Annotated in this window: 1 protein-coding gene; it reads right to left on the bottom strand. The window is 71.3% G+C overall.

Features of this window, described 5'->3' with window-relative positions:
* Positions 1-300, bottom strand: a 300-nt coding sequence (locus ACI2LP_RS34470; RefSeq protein WP_404728478.1) for a hypothetical protein, incomplete at both ends; no start/stop codon positions are given.

Genomic DNA, 300 nt, shown 5'->3' with positions numbered 1-300 from the left:
CTGCCGCCGCCTTGACGCCGGCGACCTGATGGCCGGTGTGCGGGTCGATGGCCAGCACCGTTCCGGACGACAGCAGTACCACCAGGTGTCGGGCGGACGAGGAGGACGCGCCCACTCCGACGACCGGATCCTCCTGTGAGACGGCGTCGGGGAGCGGGATGCGCGAGCCGGCTCCGCTTCCGGACACAGGGACGAAGTAGCCCCTGTCGGCGTCGACGGCCAGCACCTGTCCCCTCACGGTGCTGAGCAGGATGTGGTCCCCGGCGTCGCAGACCCTCGTGCGGTCCTTGGCCGAGCGGT

It is taken from the genome of Streptomyces sp. NPDC019890 (genome assembly GCF_044903445.1).
Taxonomy (GTDB): Bacteria; Actinomycetota; Actinomycetes; order Streptomycetales; family Streptomycetaceae; genus Streptomyces.
This window is presented reverse-complemented; position numbering and strand designations above follow the sequence as displayed.